The sequence below is a fragment of the Dactylosporangium sucinum genome (genome assembly GCF_014647515.1).
Lineage (GTDB): Bacteria > Actinomycetota > Actinomycetes > Mycobacteriales > Micromonosporaceae > Dactylosporangium > Dactylosporangium sucinum.
Map to the genome: position 1 here is coordinate 1 of NZ_BMPI01000183.1, position 1,451 is coordinate 1,451.

A 1,451-nucleotide genomic window follows, 5' to 3' on the forward strand; every position below is an offset into this window, starting at 1 on the left:
AGTTTGGGAACTCTTCTTCTCTTTACTTTATAAACCGTATCAATCTGTGTGGACACTCATCGTGAGTAATCATCGTTTAAGGAGGTGATCCAGCGCCAGGTTCCCCTAGCGCTACCTTGTTACGACTTCACCCCAGTCATGAACCACAAAGTGGTAAGCGTCCCCCCGAAGGTTAAACTACCTACTTCTTTTGCAGCCCACTCCCATGGTGTGACGGGCGGTGTGTACAAGGCCCGGGAACGTATTCACCGTGGCATTCTGATCCACGATTACTAGCGATTCCGACTTCATGGAGTCGAGTTGCAGACTCCAATCCGGACTACGACGCACTTTTTGGGATTCGCTCACTTTCGCAAGTTGGCTGCCCTCTGTATGCGCCATTGTAGCACGTGTGTAGCCCTACTCGTAAGGGCCATGATGACTTGACGTCGTCCCCACCTTCCTCCGGTTTATCACCGGCAGTCTCCCTGGAGTTCCCGACATTACTCGCTGGCAAACAAGGATAAGGGTTGCGCTCGTTGCGGGACTTAACCCAACATTTCACAACACGAGCTGACGACAGCCATGCAGCACCTGTCTCAGAGTTCCCGAAGGCACCAATCCATCTCTGGAAAGTTCTCTGGATGTCAAGAGTAGGTAAGGTTCTTCGCGTTGCATCGAATTAAACCACATGCTCCACCGCTTGTGCGGGCCCCCGTCAATTCATTTGAGTTTTAATCTTGCGACCGTACTCCCCAGGCGGTCTACTTAACGCGTTAGCTCCGAAAGCCACGGCTCAAGGCCACAACCTCCAAGTAGACATCGTTTACGGCGTGGACTACCAGGGTATCTAATCCTGTTTGCTCCCCACGCTTTCGCATCTGAGTGTCAGTATCTGTCCAGGGGGCCGCCTTCGCCACCGGTATTCCTTCAGATCTCTACGCATTTCACCGCTACACCTGAAATTCTACCCCCCTCTACAGTACTCTAGTCTGCCAGTTTCAAATGCAATTCCGAGGTTGAGCCCCGGGCTTTCACATCTGACTTAACAAACCACCTGCATGCGCTTTACGCCCAGTAATTCCGATTAACGCTCGCACCCTCCGTATTACCGCGGCTGCTGGCACGGAGTTAGCCGGTGCTTCTTCTGTCGCTAACGTCAAATAATGCAGCTATTAACTACACTACCTTCCTCACGACTGAAAGTGCTTTACAACCCGAAGGCCTTCTTCACACACGCGGCATGGCTGCATCAGGCTTGCGCCCATTGTGCAATATTCCCCACTGCTGCCTCCCGTAGGAGTCTGGACCGTGTCTCAGTTCCAGTGTGGCTGATCATCCTCTCAGACCAGCTAGGGATCGTCGCCTTGGTGAGCCCTTACCTCACCAACTAGCTAATCCCACCTAGGCATATCCTGACGCGAGAGGCCCGAAGGTCCCCCTCTTTGGCCCGTAGGCATCATGCGGTATTA

The 1,451-nt window shown here is 52.9% G+C and carries 1 rRNA gene; it reads right to left on the reverse strand.

Going from position 1 to position 1,451, the window contains the following annotated elements:
- Positions 1 to 77: 77 nt before the first annotated feature.
- A 16S ribosomal RNA gene (locus IEZ31_RS55690) occupies positions 78 to 1,451 on the reverse strand; the annotation flags it as partial.